Here is a 25,656-nt window from a genome sequence, read left to right as displayed (position 1 = left end):
TCGGTATGGAATTCCTGACATTCGTAGGAAAGGATTATGACGAGGCGGTGAAACTTGCCAGGCAGAAATTCGGCAGTGCTGTCAGGATTCATACCAGGACGACACTTGCCCCTTCGTTCCGTCGAAGGGGAGGATGTAGCATCCAATGCTATCTGGTCAAGGAAAAGGGGCCTGAGGCAGAGCAGGTGGCAAAAGCCAAAGCTCAGCCGCCGAAGTCGATAGAAGCGCCCAGCGAGGTCGTCAAGGATATGCGGCGGACCTTGCTGTCCAATGATTTTTCTGAGGAGCTGACAAGAGAAGTGATCGGCAATCTCGTATGGGCAGATGCCAAGGATCTGACGGAGATGGAACTGCGGTTGGTCAACCGGTTGGTAGATTCGGCCGGCATCGACCGTGATGACATGCTTCATCCTCCGAAATTCTTTGTCTTGCATGGACCGGTAGGTGTCGGTAAGACACTTGCCTTGCTGAAACTGGCAGCACTCTATTCGGAGGATGTCATTGACCTTTCAAAAAGGAAGGTCGCTTTCCTGACATTGGGTAGTGCCGGTACACTTGCTGAAGAAAAGCATCTGCCTGCAATGCATGTATTCCATGCAGCAGATCTCATTGCTTTTGACAAATTGGCAAAGGACTGCTTTGACGAATATGACCTGGTGCTTGTCGACCAAAGGGGTATCGACGATGAGCTTGCAGATGCTATGCTTGCTCATCTTCCCTTGGCCAAGGTCGGGCACTTCTATTGCATCGATGCCAGGCATAAGCTGCGACAGCTGGAAAGCGACTACGCAAAGTTTTCAGCATATGAGTTCAAGAGTGCTGTAGTGACAATGTGTGACCAGACTGCTACATTCGGAAACGTGCTTTCTTTTTGCCACGGGACAGGGCTTCCTTTGCTGTTCCTCAGCAATGGGCCAAATATCACAGGAGACCTGCAGCAGGCAAGCGGTGCCTATATCATGAGCCTGCTTACAGGATTCTCTTTGGATTTCAAGTCCATGTGGGAGAATGGGACATCGCTGGTTGCAGGAGAAGGTGATGCAAAATAAAATCCTTGTTGTCTGTCTTAATCCGACGCTTCAGAGAACGCTGTATTTTGAGGATTTCAAAGCCGGAGAAGTCAACAGAAGCAAACGGTCGTTGCTTTCTGTGGGTGGAAAAGGTGCTGATTGTGCCAGGATACTGACACAGCTGGGTGCCGAAGCCGTGCTTTTGAGTCATCAGGGCGGTGAAGAAGCCGAATTACATGCAAATTTATGCCACGAAGCAGGCTTTACGCTTTGTAGTGTCGATGCACAGGTTCCTGTCCGCTGTTGTACGACGGTCCTTCATGATGGCATGGCAACTGAACTGGTGGAAGAGGGAACGGCTGTGCCATCCGGTACTGAGGAAGGACTCAGAAAACTGTTCGGGCAGAGGATTGCAGAAAGTGATGCGCTTATCATTACCGGTAGCAGATGTGCCGGATATTCAGATTTTCTTTACAGGGATTTCTGCAGGGAAGCAAGGGACTTGGGTAAGACGGTGGTGCTTGATGTCAGAGGCGAAGACCTGAGACGTTGCCTTGAAGTAGAAGGCCTTGTCGTCAAGCCGAATCTCAGTGAGTTTGTTTCTACGTTCTTGCCTGACTGTACCGTGACAGAAGGGCATGAGGGTAGCAGGACCGTGGAACTTGCCAAACAGAAGATGGTTGAAGTGGGCAGGATGGCAAAAGCCCGGATATTGCTGACCCACGGCAGATGGCCGGCCTTGTGCTTCGACGGAGAGCAGCCTTATACGTTGCAGGTCCCTCCGGTAGACCGTGTGGTGAATACCATCGGATGTGGGGACGGCGTCTGCTCTGGGCTCTGCCTTGCATTGCTTGGGGGAGTATCGTTCCCTGATGCCTGTGCGTCTGCACTGTCTGTCGGCAGCAAGGTGGCACAGACCTTTGCTCCCGGTTCCATCATCTGAGGAGCTTTCCCTGTGCGACCAGGCCTCTGATCAGATTCCCGACGGCAGGGGCTGCAATATTGCTGCCCCATATCGAACCTTGGCTTGGTGCTTTTGCTGCTATGTAGATGATATATTTCGGGTCATCTTCTGGTACGATTGCCAGAGTCGATGCCATTGTCCTGCTATTGATGTAACTATGTGTCTTTTCGTTGAACAGCTGGGCAGTGCCTGTCTTTGCTGCTACCTTGAGGCCATCGACTGCACAGGCTATGGCAGTTCCGCCTTCTTTGGTTGCTTCAACCATTGCACCGAGGACAAAATCAGCTGTCTTCTTGCTGATGATGGGTTCCTTGCTCTTTTGTACCTGCCGTGTTTCCAGGATCTTTCCCTTTCCCGGATACAGGTCTCCTGCTTGTTTTTCCAGTATCAGATGCGGAGAAAGCAGATAACCGCCGTTGGCAAGTGCCGTTGCTGCTGAAACAATGTTGAGTGCCGTAGTGTCCATTTCCTGGCCGAAGGAAATGGTAGGTTTGGAACGGAAAGACCATGTGGACGGATCCGCAATTCTCGAACGTGCAATACCTGTTACAGGCAGGTCCTGCTTGGCATTGAAACCGAAACTGCATAACTTGTCGTAGAAAGGTCGGTCATCCGTCTGCAGCGCCCAGCAGGAAATTGCTCCATTGCAGCTTTTGGCAATCATCGTCGTCGGTGTAACGGTTCCATGTGCGTGTACACAGTTGACGGTGGCCGTCTGTCCACGGTTTGTGAAGGTGTAGCTCCCGGTACATTCAAAAGGCGTAGCCAGGTCTGCTTCCCCGATGTCCATGATTGCGGAAAAGGAAAAGACCTTGAAGACCGATCCTGGTTCATACAGCATGGAAAACGCCTTTTCCTGTCGTTCATCATCAGTTGAATCCGAAATATCGTTGGGATCGAACCAAGGGTAGCTGGTGACTGCCAGCAGGTCTCCTGTCTTTGCATCCATGACGATAGCCAAGGCACTTTCCGGCTTGAACTTGTTTCCTATTTTCTGGACTTCCAAGTCGCTGAGATATTGTATGTCCATGTCCAATGTCAAGGTTACGTCGGTACCTCTGGTAACTTTTTCGTCAAGCCCAGGGAGCGGTGAAAGCTGGGAATCAAGTGAATGTTCCAATCCTGCCAACCCTGTACCGTCCTGACCGATGAAACCAAGCAGCTGTGCAGCATGGAATGTGTAGGGATAATCTCTGCCGGTAAAAGTCTCCAGTTTTATTTTTCCCGTGTATTTCTGGGCTTGTATGGCGGCACGGAAGGCTTCTTCCTTTTTCTTGTCTATCCGTCGTTTGACCATAGCCTGGTATGTATGGCCCTTGCATGCCTCGATGATTTCGGAAGACTTCATATCCAGGTATGGAGCCGCAAAAGCAGCCGCTGCGGGCAGGTCTGTTATGGCATCCAATCTGAAACTGCAGCTGGTATACGTATTTTCTATTGCCAATATCCTGCCATTTCTGTCAAGGATAGCACCTCTTGTCACTTGGCTTGCAACCTCAGGATCATCATAACTTGTCCGTTTTGCTGCAAAGGTATGGTCTATGTTTCCTACACGGATCAGTACCAATAGGAAAAGAATGGCAATGATTGCTAGCAAGATGAGAAAATTTCTTGTTTTTTTAGTAGAATCCATAGCTTTTATATTGTACACTAGAGACAGGGTATTGTCGATATATGAGAGATAGCAGGGAAATATTTAACATGGACGGCACTCCCCCCGATGACTACGGAAGGGGAAAACGGAAGAATGAACACAAACACGGGACCAACACCCATCTGCTGGTCATTTTCCTGTGTGTGCTTGTTGTCCTTGGTAGCCTGTTTGTCTATGGTGTCTTCATTGCGCCTGCTCCGGCTTCTTCTGACAAGGCTACCGTACAAGAGACTCCTCAGCAGGTAGTCCAGCCATCCTCCTCTGCCGATTTGTCTTCGGCACCTGTAACTGTAGGTACGACGGTCGTACAGCCTGTAGCCGATACAGTTCCTTCCGATTCTACGGCACTTGCCGCTGGCGATGCTTCGGCTCCTACGGTGACAGCAAAGCAGGATTCGTCTACTACTGCACGTGATATTTCTACAATGAAGCAAGATAAAGCCGATTCCCTTGCTGTCCAGTTCCATCAGCATGTGGTACAGGAAAACCAAACCTTGCAGGATATTGCGACGTTATATGATCTGAAGATCCAGACACTTATCAGCGTCAATTCCATTGCAAATGTCAATGCGATCAAAGCCGGGGATATCCTTTCCATACCCGACAGGGATGGACATTATTACGTCGTGCAGAGCGGTGATATGCTTTCTACCATTGCGAAGCGGTATAGTCCTAATCTCGGATGGGAAACTTTGATGGAACTCAATGCATTGACATCAGAAAACATCAAAGTCGGGCAGAAACTGTTTATTCCTGATGTGGATGAAAATTCTTCTGCCGCTTCATATGCACGGCCGGCATCGACATTCATCCGTCCCTGTGACGGAAAGATAACTGCCATGTACGGTCAGTATCTGAAGGACAATCCCAACGGGGATACTCCCAACCTGGAGGGCCTCATGATGGAGGGCAAGGATGTGCATGCCAGTGCCGAAGGCAGCGTTGCAGATATCGGTTTTCAGGATGATGGCCTAGGCAGATACGTCAAGGTGACACACGAAGGTGGTTATGAAACGGTCTATGGGCATCTCGACGAAGTCAGTACTACAATCGGGGCCCATCTGGATGCCGGGCAGGCAATCGGAACCTGTGGTACAACCGGTGGCGGAAATCTGAAGAAGCCATCGCTTTATTTTGCCATCTATCAGAACGGTTTTTCTCTTGATCCGATGAATTTCTTTTCAAAGTGATCCTGCCACGTACTATCTGCTCTATTTTTATCATTCAATGAAAGTAGTTTTGTTGTATATTATTCTCTTGTAAATAAATATTTATAGGGATTAATTGTATTTTTCAAAAGGCTTGTTACACCTTTTAAGAAATTGAATTCTAGGTTGATGAACTTATAATTGTCCTGCAACTGTTTGCGCTGTTGGCGGCCTGCCTGCAATTCCTATGGGAACGGCAGGGCTCTTGCCGTTTTCTATATAGCAAACATAAGAGGAAAGAACTCCGTTCAAGTATTTCAGTCTGTATATGCTTGTAAAAATATTTTGATATTCAACTATTGTTGCCAGATATTGCAAATAAATATTCATTATAAATATTTCTATATCTATATGCCGCTTATATGGTATTTACAGAATGTATCTTATTACGGCAAAGGCAAATGAATATGTTCCATTTTTGATTTTCAGCTAAAATTTTACAAAGTGTCGTTGCATAGATAGAAAATTTTTCCTATCCTGTAAAACTAAGCAATAGGGTTCCACCCTGATAAAAGGAATATGTTTTGGAAGGACAGGTATCGGCCTTTATGAGAATCGGAAGCAATGATGTTGCTCGAGGGCTGAAGAAATTTATGAAGATATTTGTTTTCTTTGCTACAAGAAAGGTAAAGATGAATCAGTTGCACAAGCAACCTATGTATAAGGGATTTTAAGAACATGCAGAAAGTAAAGATTTCTTTTTTTCTCAACGGCGAACTTATTGAAAGGGAATTGGATCCGTCCATGCGCGTCCTTGATTTCCTGCGGGAGGACCTGTGGCTGACCGGCACCAAGGAAGGCTGTGGGGAAGGGGACTGCGGGGCCTGTACCGTTACCCTCGCGTCGGCCTGTCAGGGCAAGGTCAGCTACAGGTCGATGAATTCCTGCCTTATGCCCGTAGGCAAGCTGCAGGGGACTTCCCTCATTACAGTCGAGGGGATAGGCGGCGAGAATGGGGAACTGAACCTGATCCAGGAAGCCATGTTGGAAAAGCATGGGCTGCAGTGCGGCTTCTGCTCACCGGGATTCATCATGAGCATGTTTTCGCTTGCTGCCGAAGAAGGGACTCCTACCTATGAAGAACTGGTGCTTGCACTGGAAGGGAACATCTGCCGTTGTACCGGATATGAGGGAATCATGGAAACAGCCAGGCTGGTGGCTGATTCCCTCAAGGCCCATCCGCAGGCGGACGTCGTCCCAGCGAAGCTGCGTGCCATAGAACCGGAGCTTTCCAAGTTGCCGCAGGGGCTGCAGGCCGGAGACTACCTGATGCCGCTTGACTTCGGACAGCTGGACGGCATGCGGAAGGAGTTCCCTGATGCTGTCATCGTCAGCGGTTCCACGGACCTGTCGGTCAGGGCGCATGCGACAGATGCTTTTCCTCCGAGGGTGATAGACGTTTCCAGGGTCAGGGAGATGCTCGGCATCAGCCATGGGAAGGGCTGCATCGTGATCGGGGCCTCAGAGCCCCTGTCTCAGATTGCAGGGAATGAAATTGCCTCCAGGGAGCTGGCACCCTTGTGCAATATGCTGGGCATGATGGCCCATAGGGGGATCCGCAACTTCGCGACCTTGGCCGGGAACATCTGCAACGCGTCTCCCATTGCGGATTCTGTGGTGATGCTTTTCTGCTATGATGCCCGGCTGCTGGTGAGAGGACCTGCCGGAGAGCGCAGCGTTGCCATCAGGGAATTCTATCTTGATTATAAGAAGATGGCCCTTGCAAAGGATGAGATTGTGTGGGGGATATCCATACCTGATTCAGCATTGGAGAAATCCTACAGATTTGAGAAGACATCAAAAAGAAAGGCTGTTGATATTGCAAGTGTCAATTCTGCCGTTTCGTATACAGCGGATGCCGAGGGGAACATACAAAGCCTTGAGATTGCCTTCGGAGGGGTCGACAAGACAGTCCGCCTGGTCAGGCTGGGGGATATCCCGGCATCGATGGATGAAAAGGAACTTGCTGCCAAGGCGGCTTCCGTTGCCTCGTCGTTTGCCCCTTTGAGCGATGTCCGGGGCAGCGCTACCTATCGAAGCCAGTTGATCAGGAACCACATCATCAAGCATGTACTTGCAATCAGAGAGGTTGACTGAAATGAACAAAAGAATGGAAAACCTGAAGGAACTTGTAAAAGGAACCATGTCGTTTGACGGTGAAGCTGATTGTTTCAGGTCTTACTGGCATTGCTGTCTTGTGACCTCTCCGATTGTATCCGGCAAGCTGATCTCGGTCGATTTTTCTGCGTGTAAGCAGGTTGACGGTTTCATCAGAGGTGTCGTTGCTGCCGATATCCCTGGAGTGAACGGTCATGGATCTGCGAATCGTAAGGAAGAGCCCCTGCTTGCTGACAAGAATGTCCGCTACCTTGGACAACCGGTCGGATTTGTCATTGCCCGTACTCAGATGGCGGCAAGGAAGGCTGCACGGCTATGCAAGGTCAACACTGAAGACGATGGCTGCGGTATCGTGACCATTGAAGATGCCATAAATAAAAAGTCATTCTATACAAAACCTTTGATCATCAATTGTGGAGACGTCACCCAGGCATACAAAACAGCGAAGCACAGGATTGAAGGCAACTTTGTCTCAGGAGGGCAGGAACATGCCTATCTCGAGACCCAAAGGGCTTTTGCAAGTTATGATACCTATGGACGGAATATTGTCATCCAGTGCAGTACCCAGAGTATTTCTGATGCCCAGCAAGTCACTGCACTTGCCCTTGGATTGGAAGAATCCCAGGTGGAAGTCGATGTCTATCGCATAGGCGGGGCATTCGGAGGCAAGGAAAAGGGTGGCACCGTATGGGCTGCACTTGCGGCGTTGGGACTTTATCTGACACACCATCCCTGCTGCCTGGTCCTTGAAAGGAATGAGGATATACGGATTACAGGGAAACGTCATCCATACCTTTCCTATTACCATGTAGGATTTGATGATAGGGGGAAGATTACTTCTTTCCAAGTGGAACTTTATGCAAACGGTGGCTACTATGAGGATCTTAGTCTGGCGATTGTGGAAAGAGCAGTATTTGCCATATGCAATGCCTATTACCTTCCGAATGCCAAGATCACCGGTACCGGTTGCCGTACCAACCTTCCTCCCAATACTGCTTTCAGGGGATTCGGAGCTCCTCAGGCGACATTGGTCATGGAAGAGATTATCTTCCGGATTGCCGGTGAACTAGGCAAGGATGTAAGTGAAATACAGGAAGTCAATTTTCTGGAAGAAGGACAAAAATCTCCTTATGGCATGATCATGGAAGAGGTCAGGGTACCCGAGATCCATGCCCAGCTTTTGAAAAGTGCAGATTACATACGTCTGTGCAAAGAAAAGGCAGCATATAATGCGTCGCATCACTTTTCAAAGAAAGGGCTTGGTATCGTACCCATCAAGTATGGCATAGGATTTACTGCAACTTTCCTTAACCAAGGGAATGCCCTTATCAATATCTTTACTGATGGGTCGATTTCTGTATCGCACGGTGGTATCGAAATGGGCCAGGGGCTGTATACGAAAGTCGAGGAAATCGTTGCAAGGACACTTGGTGTTTCTGTGTCACGGGTACACAATGAATCGACCAATACACATCGGGTAGGAACTGTAACTTCAACGGCAGCGTCAACCGGGACTGATATCAACGGAGCTGCAGCAAGGAAAGCTGCCCTTACTATCCTCGCGTCTCTCAAGGAAGCCGCTTCCCATATGTTTGAGGATGATTTCGGTCTTCCTCCGGCTCTCCAATATGTCAGGATAGAAGACGATATGGCCTTTGACATACGGGCAAGCCAGAAGAAATATCCGTTTGAGAAACTGGTATCCTACTGCTATTTCCATAGGTATCGGCTCGGTGCCCAGGCTCATTTTGCTACGCCGGGGTTGCAGTATGACAAAAAGACGGGAAAAGGTACGCCCTTTTCATATTTTACCAATGGTGTTGCTCTTTCCGGGGTGACTATCGACGTACTTACCGGTACCTATACGGTTGACTTGGTACATATACGGCATGAGGGTGGCAACCTGATTGACTATGATATTGACCGAGGACAGGTTGTCGGTGGTTTTATCCAAGGACTTGGATATGTGACCATGGAGGATCTTCCTGTCAGTACCTCGGGTGTCCAGTTGGCTGATTCTTTTGCAAAATACAAAGTTCCTTTGATTACCGACTTCCCGACTGATTTTACCGTAGATCTTATACCTACTGATGACAAGATCTGCGGTGTTCTCGGCAATAAGGGCATCGGAGAACCTCCGTTCCTCTACGGTATTTCAGTATTCAATGCACTGCGTGATGCCGTTGCTGCTACGGCGCCGGGAAAGAAAGTATTTCTTAGACACCCTGCAACTGCCGAGCATGTATTGGCGGAGATCGAGAGACTGAGATCGTCAGATGCCGGCGGTAGTCCTGTGATAGGTGCATAGGAAAGAAATTTGATGGTATACTTGGCTAGAGAGTACCAAGTTCAACTACAGTCAGAATAGTACTGCTGGCTGAAATATTTTCATGATAGATGCAAGCCTTCCTAAAATCAGGAAGGCTTGCGTTTCCTTATGACTTTAGTTACAAGGAGCTATTTAACGCATGACTATCTATTATTCCTGTAATAGCCTAAGTATACTCAAGAAAATATAAGATCCATCAAAATAATTTTTGAAAGAGAATTTAATGAGTTTGTGCTTTTCTTTACATTTTATGTAAGTTGTCTATTGTAAATAATGAAAGTTATGACATAATACTGAACTTAATAGCTGGACATACGGTATCACAGTATACGGTCTCATTGTTTTCAATCCGACCACATGAAACTTCTTGTGTTGTGCCCAGGTCGGAGCATATCCTATGAAAAAAATGCAGAACATACTGAAATTTTTCTGCAAGTTGTCCTTACTGTTGTTGGTAATCTGTTTGCTGGTTTCCTGTGATCAACCTGACCTGCAGGTGGGGGAAGTCTCTCTGCAGATGGAGCACGCCAAGTCAATAACTCCCGGAAACAGTGCCAAGGTCACCCAGGTGTCCTTCTGGGGGGAAGAGACGAACAGCAGCAAGACGCTTTCCAAGCAGACCTTGGTCCTCGGTGAAAAGAATACGGTTTCCAGCATTCCCGTAGGCACCTGGGACTTCCATGTGGAAGGGATGAACAGCGACGGGACGGTGATCACCGAACAGGCTGATGCAACCGGAGTCGCAGTCAACTCAGGGAAGACGAGCTCCATCAGCTTCACCCTGCATTACCTTACAAGTGACACCGGGACCTATAGCATAGGGATAAGCTGGCCGGAAGACCTGTCATCGACCTTTACCAAGGTTGAGGCAAGCCTCGGGGACAGCTGGTATGAAGGGACAGCAAGCGGAAGCAGTGTGGCAGTGAGCGGCACTGCCGCTGCAGGCGACTACCTGGTAGGGGTGAGGTTTACCAATCCCTCTGGTACACAGCTCACTTTCTCAGGGATGGACATGGTGAACGTGTTCACGGGGCTGGAGTCGAGCGGGACGATCAGCTTCGAGGACGCTGACTTTTCCAAGGCAGCACAACCGACGATAAGCACAGGTGATGTTACCGGCGGCAAGCAGGTGACCATAGCAACCGATACAGCAGAAGCGGCAATCTACTACACGACAGATGGGACTGACCCTGCCACCAGCAGTACGAGAGAGAGCTATACAGCTCCGTTCACCTTGGCAGAGAGCAAGACGGTAGAGGCAGTTGCCGTGAAGGCAGACCTGCTGGACTCAGAGGAGACCAGCCAGGCCATCACGGTCTCTGCTGTAGCGACACCGACCTTCAGCCTGCGTTCAGGAGATTCGCAAGATGTTGCCATCAGCTGCAAGACTAGCGGAGCAACCATCCATTACCGGTATGCGGTAGGCAGTGCAAGCTATGGAAGCTGGACGACAGGGACAAGTATCCCGGTGACGCAGGGCAAGGAGCTCAAGGTGGAGGCCTATGCAGAAAAGGACGGGATGGTCAGGTCTGCCACAGGGACACAGGCCTACAGCGTTGCCACAGGACCAGACTTCAGCAAGACCACCGGAACCTACAGCAATACATTTACGCTGACACTGACTGGCGATACCATACGCTACAAGGTAGGAAGCGGAAGCTACCAGACCTACTCGTCAGGCATCAGCATCACCAGCACAGGAACAACGATCACGGCATTCAATGAAGCAAGCGGGGAAGTGAACTCTGCTGTTGTAGTCAACACCTATACCCTGCAGGCAGCGACGCCTGTCATTTCCCAGAGCGCAACCACAGGCGGGCAGAAGGTAAGCATCAGCTGTGGGACCAGCGGAGCAACTATCCACTATACGACAGACGGGAGTACTCCGACTGCATCGAGTACAATAGGGACAAGTTTTACTCTGACTTCCGGCAAGACGGTCAAGGCCATTGCAGTGAAGGACAACTTTGCCAGTTCTGGAGTGGCAAGTAAGGCAGTTACAGTTTCAACAGTAACGACACCGACTTTCAGTCCTGCAGGAGGAACGACCTTTACCGATAGCCAGACAGTGACAATGACGAGTACCAGTGGTGCAACCATCTACTACACGACAGATGGTACTACACCGACGACAAGCAGCAGCCATATTACGTCGGGAGGAAGCATTCCCCTGAGTGCTACGACTACAATAAAGGCCATGGCGGTGAAGAGTGGCATGGCAAATTCTGCGGTTGCAACAAGCGGAGAATATATGAAGCAAGCTGTTTATACGATCGGTAGTACTGGACCTGCGGGTGGCGTAATATTCTATGACAAAGGTTCCTATAGCAATGGCTGGCGGTATCTTGAGGCGGCACCTGCTGATGAAGGAACCTATGTCTGGGGAGGTTATAAGACTTCAGTCTCGGGAACAAGCACTGCAATCGAAACCGGAAAGGCAAACACTGAAGCAATTGTAGATACACTTGAAAAAAAGAGCATCACCGATACCTATGCGGCAAAGGTATGCTCTGACAAGACACTGAATGGGTACAGCGATTGGTTTCTGCCATCGCAGGATGAGTTATACGAAATGTACGAGCAAAGAAAGAGTATCGGAGGATTCAAGGATAGTTACTATTGGAGTTCTTCTCAGTCCAGCGCTGACAACGCGTACTACGTTTACTTCTACTTTGACAGCAAGTACGACGACATCAAGAGCAACAAGCACTATGTTCGGGCTGTGCGGGCTTTCTGATTACCTATTTGTCAATTTGACTAGTTTGAAAGGAGGTGCAGGAACCTGGGGCCCTGTACATGAAATACAAGGAGCTTTCTGTGGCATTATACTATGACTTGCCAGTATTCCATGATGTATACCATATGATTGTACACAAAGGCTTTTTTATGGAAATGTCTATCTATGTAGCAAAGAACATAAAATGAAAGTACATTTAGTGAGTCAGTATTTGGGACGATGGAATGATTAAAGAAGAAGAAAAAGCAACCAAAGATTATTGTTGTGTGTCAGCCGTTAAAGACACTGCTTTGGCCCATACAACGAAGCAAGCTGAAGAAGAACTACTTAGAAACTTAGACCGTGTTGAAATTTTCCCCAACGGCAAGAGTTACTTTGTCTATTGCAATGATGAATATTTCGAAACAAAAGGTGAAGACGAAGCAGACCTTTCTCATCTGGTAAAAGTAGACAACAACGGTAATATGATTTCGAAGAGGTTTTTTGATATCACAGAAGAATGAAAGAAAACCATTGATTATTCAAATGAGCGTTGCCTTTTCCGAAAACAACGGAAAGGTATAAAGAATCCATAGTATATGACTTTGAAACCCAACCAATAAAAGAACGTGCACAGATGACTTGCACCTGTGCACGTAGTCCACATATTCCTCTGAAGAGAGTTCTGATCTAACCAAAAGCATATGATCTGTTACATATGCCTTCCATGACAATTCTTATACTTCTTACCGGAACCGCAAGGACAGGGATCATTCCTTCCTACCTTCGGATAAGTCCTCCTGATAGTGACAGGTTTTGTCTGCCCTTGGTCGGACTGACGGTTTTTCTGCGTCTGCCGAGCCGCTTGGTCTGCCTTTTCCTGGAAGGCCGCACTTCTGGTATGGCGTTCAACCGTTTTAGCCGGTTTATGTTGCCTGTCATAGCTTTCATCCTTCTCTCTGATCCTGACATTGACAAGGGTAAAGGCCATGAAATCCTCTATATTTTCCAACATCTGGTTGAAAATGTCAAATCCTTCCAGCTTATATTCAACAAGAGGATTCTTCTGCGCATAGGAACGGAGGCCTACGGCTTCTCTTAGCTCTTCAAGCATGGAGAGATGATCCTGCCAACGGATATCAATCTGACGAAGGAAATGGAATCTCAGGAAATCATTGAACGGCTTTTCTGTCGTGATTGCCACCTTAGCCATGACTTCGTCATCAATCGTCTTATGCAGATACTCCTTCCATTCTTCCCGCGTAGCTTCCTGGGCGAGGGGAGAACATGCCAGGTGCATTTCACTGTCCATCCGTTCGACGATATTCCTACATTGGTTGTCATCTTTCAAGTCAAAGGCTTCGTCTACGTAGCCGTCTGTGAGCTTGTGGCAATATTCAAGCACCTTCTGCAGGATATGCTCTTCACCAAGGATATCATCCCTCTTCTGGTAGATGAAATTTCTCTGTTCATTGAGCACATCATCATACTCGAGCAGATGCTTTCTGATATCGAAGTTTCTTTCCTCGACTCGCTTCTGAGCACGTTCAATGGAACCTGTCAGCATCCTATGCTGGAGCGGCTCTCCATCTTTCATGCCGGCTTTGCCGAGCATTTCCTTGAGATTGTCCTTTGCGAACAGACGCATCAGGTTATCATCCAGGGATACATAGAAACGTGAGGAACCGGGGTCGCCCTGACGTCCGGAACGACCTCTGAGCTGATTGTCGATACGGCGGGCCTCATGTCGTTCTGTACCGATTATATACAGACCTCCGAGAGCCTTGACCTCATTGTATGCCTTGTTCCACTGTGGCCGGACCTTTTCTGTTGCCTCTGCCATTTCTTCAGGAGTCGCATCGGTACCGCAGAGTTTCCTCGCCATATTCTCGATGCTGCCGCCGAGTTTGATATCAGTACCACGTCCGGCCATATTGGTGGCAATGGTAACTGCACCCTTTGCACCGGCTTCCTCGATGATCAAAGCTTCTCTGGCATGGTTCTTGGCGTTGAGCACTTCATGCTTGATACCCATCTTCCGAAGCAACGTAGAGAGCACTTCACTCTTTTCAATTGATACTGTACCAACTAGAATCGGCTGTCCTGTAGCATGTATCCGCTTGATCTCTTCGCAGATTGCCTTGAACTTGAAGTTTTCATCATAGTAGATCAGGTCCTGCTCATCTTTTCTGATGATTGGGCGATTGGTAGGGATGACTACGACATCCAGCTCATATATCTTCATGAATTCAGTGCTTTCTGTTTCAGCAGTACCGGTCATACCGGAAAGCTTGTCGTACATCCTGAAGAAATTCTGGAACGTAATCGTCGCCAATGTCTTGTTCTGCCCAAGGACCTTGATATGTTCCTTTGCTTCAATTGCCTGGTGCAAGCCGTCACTGTAACGTCTTCCATATAGGATACGCCCGGTAAATTCATCGACGATCTGGATGGCATTGTCCTGGACGACATAATCAACATCTTTTTGGAAGAGGCGAAGGGCTTTGACTGCCTGGGTCACATAGTGCACATATTCAAAGTTGGCACCCTCATAGAGGCTTCCTGAGATGGTATGGTGTTTCTGAAGCAATTCCTCCATATGGGTAAGACCCTGGGAGGTAAATGAAACGGATTTCTTTTTCTCGTCAATCTTATAGTCACCCCGTTCATCGAATGGAGCACTGTCCTTGTCAAAACGTGCAAGAGGATCGACTTCATAGTAGTCATTTGTCGCAGGATCTTTTTCACATTCAACCAAAGAGCCTGCAATCTGTTCAGCACCCAGTACCTGTTCGGAATCATCTTCCGCCTGGCCGCTGATAATCAGAGGCGTACGGGCTTCATCGATAAGAATCGAGTCAATTTCATCGATGATGCAGTAATGGTGCTTCGGTTGTATCTTGTCTGCAAGAGACCATTTCATATTGTCTCTCAGATAGTCAAATCCGAATTCGTTGTTGGTACCATAGGTAATATCAGCCTGATATGCCTGTCTTCTTGAGTCATTGTCCATATCCGAGACAATGACACCTGTACTGAGCCCAAGAAAGTTGTATACAGGCCCCATCCAATGGGCATCACGGGAAGCCAGATAGTCGTTGACGGTGACTACATGTACACCTTTGCCCTCCAATGCATTCAGATAAGCAGCAGGAACACACGTCAGTGTTTTTCCTTCACCGGTTTTCATTTCCAATATCTTGCCTTTGTGCAAGACAATGGCGCCCATTATCTGCACATCGTAATGGCGCTGGCCCAAGACCCTGAATGCTGCCTCACGTGCTAGGGCAAAAGCCTGGGGGAGCAACGTATCCAACCCGGTGCCTTCTGCTACCTGTTTCTTGAATTCGGCCGTCTGTTTTGGGAAATCTTCATCCTTGAAGGCTTTTGCCCAAGATTCCTGGTCGTTTACAAGCTTGACGATTGGCTTGAGTTTCTTTATGTCACGGTCCTGCTTGGTTCCGAAAAGAACTCCGAAAATCGATTTTGCCATGTACTTCTCCACGTTGTCTGTTTCTTGGCACCGGATTGCTTCCAGTGAAAAGGAAACTGCATGATTACAATTATCCACTGAAAGTTACTATGAAACTACAATTTCTTCAAGGAAAAACGGAAACAAAGCGCTTTAAAGAGAGAAAAAACAGTCTAATTGCCCCAATATGTGTCATTTTGACTCTGTTGTTGCATTTTTACCACTGCTGTGGTACCATCGTTTCCATGCGGATTTGTTATTCGGGCGGAGGAACATTGGGGCATATATTGCCTGCTCTTTCCGTACATCAGAGGCTACAGGCTGAAAAAGGCTTGTCAGAACTGTGGATAGGCCGTGATGATTTTCGGGAACGGCAGGAGGTTGAAGCAATGGGAATAGCGTATGCCGTAGTTCCCAGCGGGAAACTGCGCCGTTATTTTTCATTGAGAAACCTTACGGATCTCGGCAGGTTGGCCATGGCCTTTTCCCGCTCTCTGTCAATTCTCCGTGGCTTTAAGCCTGATGTGTTGTTTTCTAAGGGCGGCTTTGTATCCGTACCGCCTGTCATGGCTGCATGGTTGCTTCATATACCTGTCCTTACCCATGAATCTGACAGCAGCATCGGGCTGGCAAACAGGATAAACTGTCATTTTGCAACAGTGCTGGCCACAGGCTTTGACCTCCATTTGGAAAAACTAGGGCACGCAAGGGTCGTATATACCGGGAATCCGGTCAGAAAAGACCTTGCAGATGCCATTCCTGCAGAAACTTTGGGGTTTTACAATGATGACAAGCCTCTGTTGCTGGTACTTGGGGGAAGCCAGGGAGCAAACGAACTCAATGCTCTGGTAACCGGCTCCCTTGACCGTCTCTGTCCTGTCTGCAATGTCTTTCACCAATGTGGAAAAGGAAAGACAAGCGGCATAGTGAAGGAAGGATATCGGGAAGAGGAATTCATAGGTACTCAGTTACCTGGCCTGTATCGTCGGGCAGACCTGGTAGTCTGCAGAAGTGGTGCAGGGACCTTGTCTGAGCTTGCTGCGCTAGGCAAGCCAGCCTTATTGTTGCCATTGCGCAGTGCAAGCCGAGGAGAGCAGGAAGCCAATGCAACTTTTTATGAAAAGAAGGGAGCTGCCGAAGTACTTGAAAAGGGTTGCTCTGCAGATATGTTTGCTGATATGGTGGTAAGTCTGCTTGGTGATGAGACAAAGCGGTCAACCATGTCACAGGCTATGAAGAAGATTTCCTCAGCAGATGCTGGGGAAAAGATTGTCTGCTTGCTGAAGGAACTTGCAGCAAAAAAGGAGAAATAAGATGGAATGGAGCATGGCCATCGGAAATGTCGTGATCAATGCACTGGATGTCATCATATTGGTCCTTGTACTTATAGGGGGGATCGGCGGAGCCTTGGAAGGCTTTGCTTCATCATTTGCCAGCAAAGCAGGTTATGTCGTTGCCTTATGCGTGGGCCTTATGTTTACCAAGTCTGTGGCTCCCTTGCTCATATCGACATTTTCTCTGTCTCCGTTCACTGCAGCGTTGGTCGCCTATATCTTGCTTTTTTATGTTGGCTTCTTGCTGACACAGGCATTCGGCAATTGGCTTACAAAAGTGCTCAATGGCATAGGCCTTGGACCGATAAATACTGTGCTTGGCTTTATCTGGGGATGTCTGCTTGCGCTTGTCGTCATCTGTGTGCTGTTGCTGTTGCTCAAGAGCCAGCAGCTCTTTGACATTTCTGGTTTTACAGATAAGTCATATTTCGTGCAGAAATTCCTTATCAAGTACCTGCCTGTGGTACAGCAGGGGATCAGCAACTATGTTTAAACGGTTGAGGGCCAGTCAGCCCGTTGTGGCAGATGAGCTTGAAAAAGATTTCCGTGCAGGAACGGTCAGCCGTTCCTCGTTGTTCTGTGGTCCCCGATATTCTTCAAGGATGACTGCCGCAATTGAACTTGCCCGCCAGCTTTCCTGCATGGAAAACGGTGAGGATTCCTGTACCTGTCCGTCTTGCAAAAGTTTCAAATATCTTACGATGTCCAATGTGGTCATCATTTCCAACCGTGATTTTTCGTTTCGTTTTCAAGCAGCATGTGATGCTTTCCTTCGTCTGAGGAATGATTTTTCCCGTACCTATCTGATCAGGACCGTCAGACTCTTGCTCCTGTCTTATCATCCTGCTCTTGCTGCTGACAAGGATTCAAAACTTTACGAAGGTGCAAGGGCTGCAAATGACGTGCTTATTGACTTGTTCAGGGAAAAACCCGATATGGACAAAAAGACAGCAGGCAAGCGGGTCAAGGAACTGCAGGTCGCAATGAAACCTTTGCTTGCCCAGGACAGCAAGAACCTGACTAATCTCAGCATCGCTTCAGTTCGCCAGCTGAGGCAATGGGTCGGTTCAACCATGGTCGGAGAACGGGCCCGTATCATCATCATCGAATCAATCGAAAGTGCCAATGATGCAGTCAGAAACAGTTTGCTGAAAATGCTCGAGGAACCGGAAAACGGTGTATACTTCATTCTTCTGAGCGAAAGGCCTGGACAGATAATCCAGACTATCCTTTCCAGGGTCAGGAAGATTTTCTTTCCACCGCTTCCAATAGAGGTGCAGCATCGGTTGCTGCAGCCATTTTTTCTTGGGCAGGATATGACGATAGAACAATTTTTTCTGCAAGGGGCAACAAAGGGTGGACTTTCCCAGCTTGACGGGCAGATCAAGCTTTTTGTCTCTTCTCTTCTTCCCCGTGCCCGTAGGCTTGATGCTGCTTCTCTGGCCGAATTGACAGGAGCCTTTGAACAGAGCCGTCTGGATGTGTATATCCTCTCACAGCTGTCAGAGGATATTTCATTGGCATTGGCAAGCGGACAGATGGATACCTACCATGCCCATCAGATGCTTCAGGTGCTTGACCGGAGTTTTCTCGTAAGTACCCGGTTCAATGTTACCAAAAGAAACATGTGGGAAGCAATTTATTATGATTTGTCTGAGGTGTAAGTGTGGATAAGTTTGTAAAAAGAGCATTGCATAAGATTGATCAGCTGGACTGTCGTCAGATTGTGCAGGTGATTGAACGGGAAAGTGCCGTAATCGATAAATTTGAACAGGTCTTGGATAGTTTGCCGCAGGGAGTCGTGCTTTGTGATGCCAACGGAAGGATACAGTATATCAACAGGACTGCCAGGTTATTGTCTCCTTTCAAGCGCCTGAAGTCTTATGACGGCTATGCTGTGAGTTATGTACTCAATGATACGGCCTTGAGAAATTATCTGATGGATTGTTTCCGGGGCAAGGATGAGAATACCGGTGAGTTTGCCTACCAATGGGGTCCTGAAACCAAGACATTGAGAGTCAATGTGACTCCCATGGAGCAGGACGACAGTGCGGCTCCATCTGCTTTCCTTGTCGTGTTTACCGATGCGACCCAGGAAAAAAGGGATGAGTCACGGCTTCGCAGGAGTGAGAGCTTGGCTTCGATGACGACAATGGCAGCAGGGGTTGCCCATGAGATCAAGAACCCTCTTGCTGCTATCGGTATCCATCTCCAGTTGCTTACCAAGGCTTTTGAAAGAAAGGGAACCCTGACGCTGGATGATGCTTCCCGTTATATCAACGTAATCGATGAAGAAATACAGAGGTTGAATTCCATCGTGGTGGATTTTCTCTTTGCTGTCCGTCCGATGGATTCTACGCTCAGGTTGACTGCACTGCCTCCGCTTCTTACTGAAATCTGTGATTTCGTTGAACCGGAACTGAAGGAAAATCATGTCAGTCTCGTACGTTCCTTTGCTTCTGTACCTCGGCTGATGATAGATTCCAATCTGCTTAAGCAGGCGTTGCTCAATATCATAAAGAACGGAATGATGGCTATGGAAGAAACTCCGGAAGGCATCATGACCATCGCCTGCAAACTGGATGGAAATTTTGTCGATATCCTTATTTCCGACAATGGGAAAGGAATGGATGAAAAGACTCTGGCGAAAATATTTGAGCCATATTTCACTACCAAGGCCAGTGGTACCGGACTGGGGCTGACCGTGGTATATAAGATATTCAAGGAACATAATGGTGATGTACAGGTCCATAGCATCTTGGGCAAGGGAACGACATTTACCATGAAGCTTCCAGTTCCGCATGGGCAACGGCTTGCACTTGGGGAAGTATATCATGCGGAAGTGAGCGAAGCCGGGAAGGAGCAGGAGAAATGAACAAGACGATCCTTGTCTGCGATGATGAGAAGAATATACGAGAGGGCCTGGGTATGGCCCTCGAATTGGATGGCTATCAGACTCTGTTGGCAGAGAATGGCCTGCAGGCATGGAAAATGCTGAATAAGAATGAAGTTGATCTTGTCATTACTGACCTGAGGATGGAAGGGATGGACGGCGAGGAACTCCTGAAGAAAATCGTTGCTTCCTATCCCAATATTCCCGTGGTGATCCTTACCGGTCATGGGACCATTGAAACTGCCGTCAATGCCATGAGGGACGGTGCCGTTGATTTCTTTACCAAGCCGGTAGACTTGGACAGGCTTTCCATCCTTGTCAAGAAGTCTTTGAAAAACAAGGACATGGCTGAGGAAATGGAACGGATGAGATCTGAACTGAATACGCTTCGTGCTCAGAACAGATACTCGAAGATGATAGGCAACAGTGCCAAGGTAAAGCAGCTTATGGAGACGATCAGCCAAGTGGCACCTTCCAGGGCTTCTGTCCTTGTGACCGGAGAATCCGGAGTCGGCAAGGAGCTGGTAGCCGATGCCATACATCAGCTGTCAGACCGTAGCAAAGGGCCCGTTTATCAAGGTCCATTGTGCTGCACTTAATGCCAATTTGCTTGAAAGTGAACTTTTCGGACATGAGAAGGGGGCTTTTACTGGAGCGGTCGGTCAGCAGAAAGGACGTTTTGAGCTTGCTGACGGCGGTACCATTTTCCTTGATGAGATCGGCGAAATTGATATGTCTACGCAGATCAAGATCCTGAGGGTACTGCAGGAAAGGCAGTTTGAGAGAGTCGGCGGCGAGAAGACGATTACCGTTGATGTGCGTATCGTTGCCGCGACGAACAGGAACCTGGAAGAAGAAATCAAGAAAGGTACATTCAGGGAGGATCTGTTCTATAGGTTGAATGTGGTCCATCTGGAAGTACCTCCGCTGAGGGAGCGTCGGGATGATATTCCCCTGCTTATGACTGCTTTCCTCGATCAGGCCAACAAGGAAAACAACCGGAATATCAAGGATATCTCCAGTGAAGCGAAGAATGCAATCTACAGCTATGACTGGCCTGGCAATATCAGGGAACTGAGAAACTGCATTGAGGCGGCGGTAGTCCTATGCCGTGGCAATGTCATTGAGCTAGGTGATCTGCCTCCTCAGGTACGGGGAAGTGGCAAGAATGCAAAAGTGGACCTCGATGTCGGCATTAGCTTGGCTGAAGGTGAACGCAGGCTGATTCTCAGTACCATCACGGCTTGCAAGGGAAACAAGACAAAGGCTGCCCAGATCCTTGGGATAGGACGGAAGACCTTGCACCGTAAGTTGCAGGAGTATCAGCTTGACTACGAGTGAGATTGAAGACATCTTCTGCAAAGGCGGACTGCTTGAAAAGAAGATGAGGGACTTTGAGGCCAGGGACGGCCAGGTTGAGATGTGCAAGCTGGTCGACAAAGCCTACAGGGAAGATGCAATCTGCGTGATTGAAGCCGGTACAGGGATAGGGAAAAGCTATGCATATCTTGTCCCTGCAATTTACAATGCCCTCTATGGTGCCCAGAGCCGGACGGTGATAGCGACGGCTACCATCAATCTGCAGGACCAGCTGTACAACAGGGACATAAAGCAGCTTTTTGCTTTTCTCGGGGTCGATTGCAAGGTTGCCTTGGCAATAGGCCGGAGAAACTATGTCTGCCTGGAGCGTGCGCTCCAGTTCCTTGAAAAGGATCCTAAGTTGCTCAAGGATTCGATATCCCTGCAGTCACGGTTCAATAGTTGGTTGGTGACCACAGAAGACGGCCTGCTTTCAAACTGTAATCTGAAACTTGGGGCGATTACTGCAAAGGTAAACTGTGATCCGGACAACTGTCTGAAAGGAAAGTGTCCCTACTATCGCCAATGTTTTTTCATGAAGGCAAAGGAAGCGCAGCAACAGGCTGACATCATCATAACGAACCATCATATGCTTTTCACCGATTCAAAGAACCGCAGCGAGAAGGATATGGGATATGACGAGGATTCGGTCTTGCCTGCGTTTGCACACCTGGTGGTCGATGAGGCGCATAACATCGAACCTGTTGCCAGTGAATTCTATGCCAGGATCTTTGACGGTAGGGAAATCTTGCGTGTCATACAGAGGATCAGGCAGAAAAGGACCTATGGGACTGAAGAAGAAAGTGCCGGACCGGTACATGTCGATACACGTACCGGAGCCCGGTATCTGAATGTCTTGGAAATCCTGTCGAGGTTTGCCAAACAGGGCAATGATGTCTTTACTGTATTTGACAAGCTGCAGCAAATGGAAGATATGGTCCATTCTTTCCAGAGCTATATGGAAATTACCTTCGCAAGAAACAGATTCAGGCCGGTCTTGATTTCCGTACAGACTTTTCCCCGGCTTGCAAAGGATTTTGTACCTGCTGCAACAAAGGTCATAGAGGCTTGCAAGGCATTGCTGTCCGTTGCAGATGAATTTTTGGCACATCTGCAATTGGATGCAGAGGAAAAGACCTACTTGGTTGACCTGCAGAACATGCTCGGTGCAATCGGTGAAAGCTGTGCAAATCTTGCAGCCTTCCTTGATGTCGCAGGCTGGGGTGATGATATACATTGGTTTGAACCGCTGGTAGGATCTGATGGCAAGGTCGTGACGATCCGGGTGATCATTTCACCTCTGGAGGTGGCATCCTTGCTTGAGAAAAACCTGTATGGCAAGCTTTCTTCGATTATCTTTACCAGTGCGACGTTGAACCTTGGTGATGATTTTGCCTTCTGGTGCGGAAGGGTAGGCTTGCCGTTCGGGTCTGACCGTATGTTTCTTAAGAATTCCTTTCCTTCTCCCTTTGATTACCGGAACCACCTGCTGCTGCTTACGCCTTATGATGCGCCGGCCTTTGCGAGGGAGACTGAAAAACAGGACGCCTATCACCAGGCTTTGGCTGATGCGATATTCCCTGCTGTGGATTCTTCCGGTGGTGGAGCCTTGGTCCTTTTTACCAGCCGGGTCTCCATGCAGGCTGTACATGACAAGCTGAAGGAAAAGTTTGAAAAGGCACATCTGAGTCTGATGATGCAGGGAGAGAACCTGGGCAGACAGCAGCTGCTTGAAAAGTTTAGGGAGAATGGGAATGCAACGCTTTTTGCCTTGTCATCTTTCTGGGAGGGTATCGATGTCCCCGGCAGTGCATTGCGGTTGGTCATCATTGTCAAGTTGCCATTTCCTGTCCCAGATCATCCTGTACTGAGGGCCAAGGCCCAATATCTGGAACACCAGAATAAATCACCATTCATGTATATCCAGCTTCCTGATGCCATGATGAAGATGAAACAGGGGTTCGGACGACTCATCCGGAAAAGTGATGACCAAGGGGTTGTGCTTGTCCTTGATCCCCGTCTGGTTACCAAGCAGTATGGAAAACTTATCCTCAGGGCACTTCCTGAATGTGATTGGCAGCAATGTGAACTTGCTTCTGTTGCCGACAAGATAGAAAGGTTCCTTTTCAGCTGAAAAAACCAGCCCCGTATGGGCTGGTTGGAAAAGTTGAAGCTTTTTTGTCTATTCGACTACACCAAGGACGTCGTCCATGTTGATGATGAGGTATTCCTCGCCATCAATCTTGACCTGGGTGCCTGCATATTTGTCGTGGAGTACCTTGTCACCGACCTTTACCTTGATGGCATCCTTGTCATCGCCGACTGCCATAACGTTTGCAATCTGGGTTTTTTCCTGTGCTGACTGAGGGATATAGATGCCACTGGCTGTCTGTTTCTTGACTTCTTCCATCTTTACGAGAATTCTTGCTCCTAAAGGTCTGATCTTCATATTCTTCCTTCTCCTTGAATATATCAATAATATTAGGCGGATATCATCCGCCTGCTAGATTCTAATATACTCATAAGAATTCCAAGCGGCAACATCGAAGTTGAAAATCAAGAGAAATATTCGCTTGGAAAAATGTCGGCAATGAATAGGGGAGAAAGGCATTTCCCTTTGCCAAAGAGGGGTGGGGTGTTTCTAGCTAGGTAAAGGAAGGTTACCTGCAAAAATGAAAAGTAACTGGAATATTTCTCTTGCTGGTATGCTCTGGCAGCTTGTGGTCCTGTACATCTTCGGCAATAAGGAAGTTTTTTCTTGGCTGCTTCCTTATATGTAAGAGGTTGAGTGGCCGGGATGTCATGATATACTTCAGATGGACAGGATTTCCTTTCTATGCTGCTGTGTCTTCTGGTCAGGGATATCCGATTTTCAATATATCCGACGGCAGTTTTTATTTGCCTTATGGCTACTCTATGAGTATATTGATGAATGAAAGGAAATGATGGAAATGGAAGATTTGAGATACCCTATTCATATGCAGACAGGATGTCAGGAAAGCAAGGAAATGACTTGCTTGTGTTCATTCCGTCCTCCCATGCAGAAACTGGCAGAAGATTTCTACCGGCTGGGTGCCTTGTTTTCCAGGAAGAAGGAAATCGCAAAATCCTTGGATTGCTTCAGTGATACTTTCCTGTTGCGTAACCTTGATGTTGATGGGGCTGAGGATGATTTTATCGAATTCTTCCGTATCCAGTTTGCAATTTATCTTTTGGGGAGACGTTCCTTGGGTATCGATCTCTGCGAGGGTGATATGATTTTTGATTTGATTCGAAATGAATGGGAAGATCTATCACAGCAATTGGCTCATAGTGCATTTGACTTTGACAAGAGCAACCTCAGGCAGTGGTACAAGACTATCCGCATTGATTTTCCTTGGTGCTTTGAAGAAGCAGATTCCTTATAAAAGTTGCGTCATTCTCACACTGCTTGATGAAGGCCCTGTGTAGAGTGAGTCAAAATGATGCTTTTTTTCATCATATCAGATCCTGTGTGTCAATGTGACACTGCTTTCCTTTCTTTTGAAGTTGGCAGATGTCATTCTGAGCCCATAATCTTATGCTGTTTACCTGATTGATACATAAAATAATTTTATTTTGTATCATATCAGTATTTTTTACAGGGAAAATGACTTTTTTTTGCTTTGTATTGCACAGTCAATAGTGAATTGGCATGGATATTGCATTCTAATTGCCATACAGGAGGACGAGACAATGAGCAAAAGCAACAGTAGAATGCTGAATGACAATAAAGATTACCTGCAGGAAGATGCCAATGTGCTTTCCATCTATATGAAGGAAATCAACAAGGTCCCCCTTCTTTCCAGAGAACAGGAATATAACCTTAGCAAGAGGGCATTGCAGGGTGACCAGTTTGCCCGCAATCGTCTGGTTGAAGCAAATCTTCGTTTCGTAGTGAACATAGCAAAGAAATATCAGAACCAAGGGCTGCCTTTGGCAGATCTCATTGATGAAGGCAATATCGGCTTGATGACAGCCATTGATAAATTCGATCCTGACAAAGGCTACCATTTCATTTCCTATGCGGTATGGTGGATCAGACAGGCCATCATGAAGGCTATCAACGAAAAGGGCCGTGCGGTAAGATTGCCGCTCAACCGAAGCAATGAATTGCTTCAGATCCAGAAAGTCCAGAAGCAGCTTACACATGAGCTCAGCAATGAGCCTACCAATGAGATGATTGCTGAAGCTGCACATCTTGACAAAGAGGTCGTTGATGTGCTTCTTAAAGTATCACAAGACATGGTCAGCTTGGATTCTCCGGTCTATCGTGATGAATCAGAGAGCAGCATCGGGGATTTCATTCCTTCCGATGGTGAACTTCCTGACCAGCGTGTGATGGAAAGTGCAATGAAAGATGATATCAATGAGGCGCTTTCCCATCTGAGCGAAAAGGAACGGACTATCCTTGAATATCGTTTCGGTCTGAATGGCAAGAGCCAGATGTCCCTTAAGGAAGTAGGGGAACTGTACAACCTTACCAAGGAAAGGATCCGCCAGATTGAAAAACGTGCAATCAGCAAGCTTCAGGATGTAGAGACTCATCGGAGTCTGGAAGCCTATAGCGCTTGACAACGG

17 protein-coding genes and 1 pseudogene are annotated in these 25,656 nt (G+C 47.8%); 15 read left to right on the top strand and 3 right to left on the bottom strand.

Features of this window, described 5'->3' with window-relative positions:
* The first annotated feature begins 5 nt into the window (after positions 1-5).
* Entirely contained in the window at positions 6-1,049 is a 1,044-nt protein-coding gene (locus tag LKE40_02840; GenBank protein MCH3916412.1) for a hypothetical protein, read from the top strand.
* A complete protein-coding gene (locus tag LKE40_02835; protein ID MCH3916411.1) occupies positions 1,039-1,953 on the top strand; it encodes a PfkB family carbohydrate kinase in 915 nt (304 codons plus the stop codon). The genes LKE40_02840 and LKE40_02835 overlap by 11 nt, the downstream gene beginning before the upstream one ends.
* On the opposite strand, the gene LKE40_02830 is transcribed toward LKE40_02835, so the two are convergent.
* Complete coding sequence (locus LKE40_02830) at positions 1,946-3,607, bottom strand: penicillin-binding protein 2 (GenBank protein MCH3916410.1); 1,662 nt, start codon at positions 3,605-3,607, stop codon at positions 1,946-1,948. The two genes, LKE40_02835 and LKE40_02830, sit on opposite strands and share 8 nt — an antisense overlap.
* A 68-nt stretch (positions 3,608-3,675) precedes the next feature.
* Here LKE40_02830 and LKE40_02825 point away from each other — a divergent pair, with 68 nt between their 5' ends.
* The 5 genes from LKE40_02825 to LKE40_02805 all read left to right on the top strand — a co-directional run bounded on the left by LKE40_02825 (position 3,676) and on the right by LKE40_02805 (position 12,523).
* Positions 3,676-4,818 (top strand): LysM peptidoglycan-binding domain-containing protein, encoded by a 1,143-nt coding sequence (locus LKE40_02825; protein MCH3916409.1) that lies wholly within the window; start codon positions 3,676-3,678, stop codon positions 4,816-4,818.
* Between the two features lie 696 nt (positions 4,819-5,514).
* Positions 5,515-6,933: an FAD binding domain-containing protein gene (locus LKE40_02820; GenBank protein ID MCH3916408.1), complete on the top strand. Its 1,419-nt coding sequence runs from the start codon at positions 5,515-5,517 to the stop codon at positions 6,931-6,933.
* Between the two features lies 1 nt (position 6,934).
* Positions 6,935-9,262, top strand: a complete 2,328-nt coding sequence (locus LKE40_02815; protein ID MCH3916407.1) for a molybdopterin-dependent oxidoreductase — start codon at positions 6,935-6,937, stop codon at positions 9,260-9,262.
* Between the two features lie 418 nt (positions 9,263-9,680).
* Positions 9,681-12,020 carry a chitobiase/beta-hexosaminidase C-terminal domain-containing protein gene (locus tag LKE40_02810; protein MCH3916406.1) on the top strand — a complete coding sequence of 780 codons (2,340 nt, stop codon included), beginning with the start codon at positions 9,681-9,683 and terminating at the stop codon, positions 12,018-12,020.
* A 224-nt stretch (positions 12,021-12,244) separates the two neighbouring features.
* Complete coding sequence (locus LKE40_02805; GenBank protein MCH3916405.1) at positions 12,245-12,523, top strand: hypothetical protein; 279 nt, start codon at positions 12,245-12,247, stop codon at positions 12,521-12,523.
* Positions 12,524-12,711: 188 nt separating this feature from the next.
* Here LKE40_02805 and secA read toward each other — a convergent pair whose 3' ends face one another.
* On the bottom strand, positions 12,712-15,492 hold the full coding sequence (gene secA, locus LKE40_02800; GenBank protein MCH3916404.1) for a preprotein translocase subunit SecA: 2,781 nt from the start codon (positions 15,490-15,492) through the stop codon (positions 12,712-12,714).
* Between the two features lie 224 nt (positions 15,493-15,716).
* On the opposite strand from secA, the gene LKE40_02795 reads away from it, so the two are divergent.
* The 6 genes and pseudogenes from LKE40_02795 (at position 15,717) to LKE40_02770 (ending at position 23,191) form a co-directional block, all read left to right on the top strand.
* Entirely contained in the window at positions 15,717-16,784 is a 1,068-nt protein-coding gene (locus tag LKE40_02795; protein MCH3916403.1) for a UDP-N-acetylglucosamine--N-acetylmuramyl-(pentapeptide) pyrophosphoryl-undecaprenol N-acetylglucosamine transferase, read from the top strand.
* Between the two features lies 1 nt (position 16,785).
* Positions 16,786-17,298 carry a CvpA family protein gene (locus LKE40_02790; GenBank protein MCH3916402.1) on the top strand — a complete coding sequence of 171 codons (513 nt, stop codon included), beginning with the start codon at positions 16,786-16,788 and terminating at the stop codon, positions 17,296-17,298.
* On the top strand, positions 17,291-18,469 hold the full coding sequence (locus tag LKE40_02785) for a hypothetical protein (protein MCH3916401.1): 1,179 nt from the start codon (positions 17,291-17,293) through the stop codon (positions 18,467-18,469). The genes LKE40_02790 and LKE40_02785 overlap by 8 nt, the downstream gene beginning before the upstream one ends.
* A 2-nt stretch (positions 18,470-18,471) precedes the next feature.
* Positions 18,472-19,680, top strand: a complete 1,209-nt coding sequence (locus tag LKE40_02780) for an ATP-binding protein (GenBank protein ID MCH3916400.1) — start codon at positions 18,472-18,474, stop codon at positions 19,678-19,680.
* Positions 19,677-21,039 (top strand): annotated as a pseudogene (locus LKE40_02775) (sigma-54 dependent transcriptional regulator). Before LKE40_02780 ends, LKE40_02775 begins: the two are co-directional and overlap by 4 nt.
* Entirely contained in the window at positions 21,026-23,191 is a 2,166-nt protein-coding gene (locus tag LKE40_02770) for an ATP-dependent DNA helicase (GenBank protein ID MCH3916399.1), read from the top strand. Before LKE40_02775 ends, LKE40_02770 begins: the two are co-directional and overlap by 14 nt.
* A 48-nt stretch (positions 23,192-23,239) precedes the next feature.
* Here LKE40_02770 and LKE40_02765 read toward each other — a convergent pair whose 3' ends face one another.
* Positions 23,240-23,506, bottom strand: coding sequence for a co-chaperone GroES (locus tag LKE40_02765; GenBank protein ID MCH3916398.1), 267 nt, complete (start codon positions 23,504-23,506; stop codon positions 23,240-23,242).
* Positions 23,507-24,008: 502 nt separating this feature from the next.
* Here LKE40_02765 and LKE40_02760 point away from each other — a divergent pair.
* Entirely contained in the window at positions 24,009-24,464 is a 456-nt protein-coding gene (locus LKE40_02760; GenBank protein ID MCH3916397.1) for a hypothetical protein, read from the top strand.
* 307 nt (positions 24,465-24,771) lie between these two features.
* The gene (locus LKE40_02755) at positions 24,772-25,650 is read left to right on the top strand and encodes an RNA polymerase sigma factor RpoD/SigA (GenBank protein ID MCH3916396.1); all 879 of its coding nucleotides are present in this window, start codon (positions 24,772-24,774) and stop codon (positions 25,648-25,650) included.
* The last annotated feature ends 6 nt before the right edge of the window (positions 25,651-25,656 follow it).

The organism is Spirochaetia bacterium (assembly GCA_022482625.1).
In the GTDB taxonomy this organism is placed as follows: domain Bacteria; phylum Spirochaetota; class Spirochaetia; order Sphaerochaetales; family Sphaerochaetaceae; genus Pleomorphochaeta.
Note: the sequence above shows the minus strand (reverse complement) of the source record. Positions and strands in the feature narration are given on the sequence as shown.

What these genes read in the sequence shown, in the direction of transcription:
- LKE40_02840 (MCH3916412.1), top strand. Translation starts at nt 6, where the DNA reads ATGGAATTCCTGACATTCGTAGGAAAGGATTATGACGAGGCGGTGAAA.
- LKE40_02835 (MCH3916411.1), top strand. Translation starts at nt 1,039, where the DNA reads ATGCAAAATAAAATCCTTGTTGTCTGTCTTAATCCGACGCTTCAGAGA.
- LKE40_02830 (MCH3916410.1), bottom strand. Translation starts at nt 3,607, where the DNA reads ATGGATTCTACTAAAAAAACAAGAAATTTTCTCATCTTGCTAGCAATC.
- LKE40_02825 (MCH3916409.1), top strand. Translation starts at nt 3,676, where the DNA reads ATGGACGGCACTCCCCCCGATGACTACGGAAGGGGAAAACGGAAGAAT.
- LKE40_02820 (MCH3916408.1), top strand. Translation starts at nt 5,515, where the DNA reads ATGCAGAAAGTAAAGATTTCTTTTTTTCTCAACGGCGAACTTATTGAA.
- LKE40_02815 (MCH3916407.1), top strand. Translation starts at nt 6,935, where the DNA reads ATGAACAAAAGAATGGAAAACCTGAAGGAACTTGTAAAAGGAACCATG.
- LKE40_02810 (MCH3916406.1), top strand. Translation starts at nt 9,681, where the DNA reads ATGAAAAAAATGCAGAACATACTGAAATTTTTCTGCAAGTTGTCCTTA.
- LKE40_02805 (MCH3916405.1), top strand. Translation starts at nt 12,245, where the DNA reads ATGATTAAAGAAGAAGAAAAAGCAACCAAAGATTATTGTTGTGTGTCA.
- secA (MCH3916404.1), bottom strand. Translation starts at nt 15,492, where the DNA reads ATGGCAAAATCGATTTTCGGAGTTCTTTTCGGAACCAAGCAGGACCGT.
- LKE40_02795 (MCH3916403.1), top strand. Translation starts at nt 15,717, where the DNA reads ATGCGGATTTGTTATTCGGGCGGAGGAACATTGGGGCATATATTGCCT.
- LKE40_02790 (MCH3916402.1), top strand. Translation starts at nt 16,786, where the DNA reads ATGGAATGGAGCATGGCCATCGGAAATGTCGTGATCAATGCACTGGAT.
- LKE40_02785 (MCH3916401.1), top strand. Translation starts at nt 17,291, where the DNA reads ATGTTTAAACGGTTGAGGGCCAGTCAGCCCGTTGTGGCAGATGAGCTT.
- LKE40_02765 (MCH3916398.1), bottom strand. Translation starts at nt 23,506, where the DNA reads ATGAAGATCAGACCTTTAGGAGCAAGAATTCTCGTAAAGATGGAAGAA.
- LKE40_02760 (MCH3916397.1), top strand. Translation starts at nt 24,009, where the DNA reads ATGGAAGATTTGAGATACCCTATTCATATGCAGACAGGATGTCAGGAA.
- LKE40_02755 (MCH3916396.1), top strand. Translation starts at nt 24,772, where the DNA reads ATGAGCAAAAGCAACAGTAGAATGCTGAATGACAATAAAGATTACCTG.